Genomic DNA, 4,087 nt, shown 5'->3' with positions numbered 1-4,087 from the left:
ACTGGAAATGGCAGAATGAAACATGGTTGAATCGGGAGCGGGAAACCCTGGCTGCTTGAATCAACTGAGGCGACAACTACCTTGACACGCACCGACAGCGTTGGACGCGAGGGGAGGCTGATGGACCCTACCTGGTGGAGGCCGCGAAAGACATTGTCCAGGCATTCTGCCGACATCACCGGCTGTCGGTGGGGCAGAGTCATGCCGTCGTGGCGCTGACCCGTCGGCCCCGGATGTTTCCGCTGACGCTGTGCCTGAAGCCAACCTTGGTCCGTTTTGAACAGGACAGTTTCGTCAAAGGGTGGCAGTTGAAGGCGTTGATGCAGAGCATCGTCGTGATTGCACTGGTGTTTCCGTTAACGGTCGGGTACGCGGTCAATCATCCCGTCCTGATGTTATTTCCGCTGCTGAATATTGCGGCATTCATCCTGTGCTGGAGTCTGGTGAAGGCCGCGCTGAGTGAGTTGGGTACGCTCAATATGCTGTTGCCGCACAACCTTCAACATCTATCCGAACCCTGATGCGGATGATACCCCTGTCACCGCTTGCTACGCCATCGTGTGGCAAGCGGTTCCCACTCCTTCATTGTTAGGGATCTTTAATGAAACGAACCGTTTTGGCGCTTGCACTTTTTGTTGCGAGCATTCCCCCCGTTTTGGCACACATTCAGGTTGGATTCTCGACCGTCGGCACGGCGGAGCCACTGGTGCTGCAGACGCTCAATGAGGCGAGCCAGTCTTTGGATCTGGCGGCCTATGCCTTTACCAGCACGCCGGTGGCTAATGCCATCTATGGCGCCTGGCGGCGCGGCGTCAAGGTGCGGGTGCTGGCTGATGCGCGATTCGCACGCGAGCATAAGAGTGCGGTGGCCACGTTGGCCAACCTCGGCGTGCCGGTTCGTATCAACAGCAGGTATAAAATCCAGCATAACAAATTCACCATTATCAACAACGAGATAGTTCAGACCGGCTCATTGAATTACACCAAGGCCGCCCTGATTGGTGAAAACGCAGAGAATGTGTTGGTGATCCGAAACGAACCGGCCGTCAGCCAAGCCTATCAGCGTGAGTTCGAACGACTGTGGGAGGAGGGAGAAGCTGTTACTGCGCGTTACTGACATTTTAACCGGATTTATGGAATGTTTTTCCGCCAATTCATTATGTTCCATAAACAAAAAGATCGTAATCAGGCTGCCAAGCCTGAGTTTTTGTAGTAATCTCAGACAAATTGATCCTTTAAGATCCTTGAGGGGGCGAGATGTCGCACACAGTTACTGCAGAATCTTCCTCAGCGAAACCTAAACGACTTTACCGTAAAGGCAATCCAATGCCGCTACCGAAAAACAGTTGGCAGCGGTGGCCAGAAAGCGTGTAACTCATAAAGAAGTAAAGGTTTTTGTTCGTAACCCTTTAAAAGACATGATGGTTCAAATCTGTTCTGAAGGGGAGATGAGTCAGGCACAATATATTGAAAGTTTGATAGAGCAAGATCTCAATCAACGAGGACTTTTAGAGTAAAGTCTTTACTTTTTTGCCTGTTTTAGTGCTGAGTGCTAGATTACTGATCGTCTGACAGAATTCTTGGTTAGCCACGCCGTAAGGTGGCAGGGAAGTGGTTCTGGAAATTGTTACCGGAACACTGAAAAGCAAAAACCCCGATAATCTTCTCATCTTGGCGGAGGGAAAGACTACCGGGGCTCACTCAAAACTGTATAGAAGCGTTGCTCTATGCAGGGAGTATAGAATTGTGCCAAAAAAAATTCAACTCCTTCTGTGCAACATAAGCACAGGGTGCTTTGACTAGCGCCAATTTAATCACTGTTGAAAGCTCAACACTCATTAAACCACGCCAAACACGTCGCGGAGAGGCTAATGCTCTTCGCAAAGGACTGGCGAAGGTTCACCGTCGTTATCAACCAGGTTTAAGCTGTGCCGTCCCTCGTGGAATGGCATCGAAAGTTGTCGCGCGCGTCAGCAGCCATAACTGGCACCGCAATCCTGATTTAGTCGAGCTGCGTCGTAGTGGCTATGTTCCCTATACCAAACGCAATGATCGCCATTACGTACCCAAACCGATGCGCGTACACGCTCGTTCAGAAGCCTGTGAAGCTTTAACCGCGTTAAGCCAAGTTATGGCCGCTAATTGTGACTATAACCCGGACAGTGACTACCCGTTCGAGATCATGGCGCCAATGGAGCAACTCGCTCACTATATGGGCGTGTTGCATGTGTACAATAATGGACGAAAAGCCTACGACGTCGCGCTGAACGCGCTGTCGGTCATGGAGCAGTTGCAGTACGCCATTGTGCTGCATGATAAAGACACCGATTCTGGACAGAACAAACCACTACGCATCTGGCTCAGCGAAAAATTCTTCACGTCGCGCGGGATCGCCGTCGACGAAATTCGCCAGTGGCTCGGTCAGTTCCGCACCTGGGCCATCAAAAATGGCCTGACAGAAACGCTGCGTACCAAATACGAACGACACCTCCTACGCATTGAGCACATCGGCATTGACCTCAAAAACAGGCATTCGCTGCGCAACCGGCTAAAACAAATCAAGCGGTGGGTTGTCAGTCCGGATCTTGCACGCGAAAAAGAACGTGCCGTTGGCCAACTGGAAGACGCACTGGATACTATCGAGAACTCTGAGCGTCTTGATACTGTCCTGGACGGCTTGCAGGGGAGGATCAACGCCTCCGCGAAGGGAAAGAGAAAAGCCAATCCGTTCTATCAGGCATTTGTCAGCTGGTCCGGTAAAGCTATGCCGCACCAGGTTGTGCAACTGGAGGCTGCGCTGAAAAAAGACCAACCAGGTTTACTGCAGCGAGATCCGGAAAGTTACTACCGGCAGTTGCTTGAGCGAGCCGGCCAGCTCTGATCCGTCCCTAAACCTTCCCCACGATACCGTGTCTTGCCAGACGCGGGGTTTCTGCTGCCTGGCGTTCTGAAATACTCTTCTTTTCGCCGCAACTACCGCTGCCGGCGACCAATAAAATTCACGACGTCCTACACAGTGGCCACATTTTAACCGGTTATGCATTCCGAAGAGCATTAGTTTCGAACTGACATAAAGTAGTTTCGAAGGGTAGCGTTAGTTTCGAAGAGTAACCCATTGATATCATTAATTCCGAACGTTAATCCATTACAAAATAAGCCCTTTAAAAAAGGGGATGTCATCGCGCCATAGCGCTCGATGGCACCTCCCTCGCTTTGCTCGGGCAAATACTGTGAAAACTAGGAGATCGAGGAACCAGCAGATCTTAAACATAACACCCGCCGGCTACGCCGACAAAGCACCTCCTGGCTTCGCCAGGCATGGTCGCTTCCTCATTACCTAAATTCAGCAAAGATTGCGCTTCAGCATCGTCAACAACAGCATCAGTCGGGAACATCAGATGCCAACTCACCACCGCAAAGCCGCCCCCTCCGGGCCAAAGGCCCGGAACCGAGTGGCTTTAAGATGAATGCTGTAACTTACCGTTCAACCGCTGGCAGAAATATCGCTGGAGTATCGATTAACACGCTCGTAAGCGGCCCTTACGGCCCGCTAACGCGGAGATACGCCACAGCTGCGGCTACGCCTTGCCGTGTCCACTCCGACCGCGCACAAATAGCTACCCGACGCTGTAAGTGGAGTTGGCTTATCAGGGCGAGGGGCTGGGTAGGTGAAATCTATCAAAGCAGGGCGGCTATGCCGCGCTACCGGCGACCCTAACCTTAGGGTGTTCTCTTACAGGACTGTTGTCGCCTGCATGCGCTGACGCGCATTCACTTCAGACGCACAACTGGGACATCCTGCAACCGTGTGGTCCAGGCCGGCGACAGTCGCTGTCGTTTCATCTTCCAGCCGTCGGCACGATCGGGAATACCCTGACCCGCAAACCACACCGGCGCCCGGCCATCCTGATTGAGGCTGTCGAGCAGCTGCATCAGCCGATCGCTGTTTTTGCGCGGCGGCGCATCATCAAACAGACCGAACTGTGCCACGCGTTCATGGTTAGGAGATTGAATCGCTTCTTTTGAGAGCGCCTGACCATGAAAAGTAGCACCGCCTACTCCATTGCTGCTGCTGATCTGCGTGGGC

General features: G+C 52.4%; 4 protein-coding genes and 1 pseudogene. 4 read left to right on the top strand and 1 reads right to left on the bottom strand.

Translation table 11 applies throughout. The features are described from left to right. Window positions 1-134: 134 nt before the first annotated feature. The 4 genes and pseudogenes from M2407_RS26160 to M2407_RS26145 all read left to right on the top strand — a co-directional run bounded on the left by M2407_RS26160 (window position 135) and on the right by M2407_RS26145 (window position 2,881). Window positions 135-521 (top strand): hypothetical protein, encoded by a 387-nt coding sequence (locus M2407_RS26160; protein WP_259220269.1) that lies wholly within the window; start codon window positions 135-137, stop codon window positions 519-521. Between the two features lie 80 nt (window positions 522-601). Next, the gene (locus M2407_RS26155) at window positions 602-1,117 is read left to right on the top strand and encodes a phospholipase D family protein (protein ID WP_259220268.1); all 516 of its coding nucleotides are present in this window, start codon (window positions 602-604) and stop codon (window positions 1,115-1,117) included. 140 nt (window positions 1,118-1,257) lie between these two features. Beyond that, window positions 1,258-1,517, top strand: a pseudogene (gene repA / locus M2407_RS26275) (replication regulatory protein RepA). 428 nt (window positions 1,518-1,945) lie between these two features. After that, window positions 1,946-2,881 carry a Replication protein gene (locus tag M2407_RS26145; RefSeq protein WP_259220267.1) on the top strand — a complete coding sequence of 312 codons (936 nt, stop codon included), beginning with the start codon at window positions 1,946-1,948 and terminating at the stop codon, window positions 2,879-2,881. An 890-nt stretch (window positions 2,882-3,771) separates the two neighbouring features. Here the strand turns inward: M2407_RS26145 and M2407_RS26140 are convergent. Continuing rightward, the coding region (locus M2407_RS26140) for a DUF4113 domain-containing protein (protein ID WP_259220265.1) at window positions 3,772-4,087 on the bottom strand (316 nt) is incomplete at its 5' end.

Source organism: Serratia sp. BIGb0234, assembly GCF_024809915.1.
GTDB lineage: Bacteria > Pseudomonadota > Gammaproteobacteria > Enterobacterales > Enterobacteriaceae > Serratia > Serratia liquefaciens.
The sequence above is the reverse complement of the archived record's forward strand: the minus strand, read 5'-3'. Positions and strand labels throughout refer to the sequence as shown.

Excerpts from the sequence above, each read along its gene's own strand:
- M2407_RS26155 (WP_259220268.1), top strand. The coding sequence starts at position 602 with ATGAAACGAACCGTTTTGGCGCTTGCACTTTTTGTTGCGAGCATTCCC.
- M2407_RS26145 (WP_259220267.1), top strand. The coding sequence starts at position 1,946 with ATGGCATCGAAAGTTGTCGCGCGCGTCAGCAGCCATAACTGGCACCGC.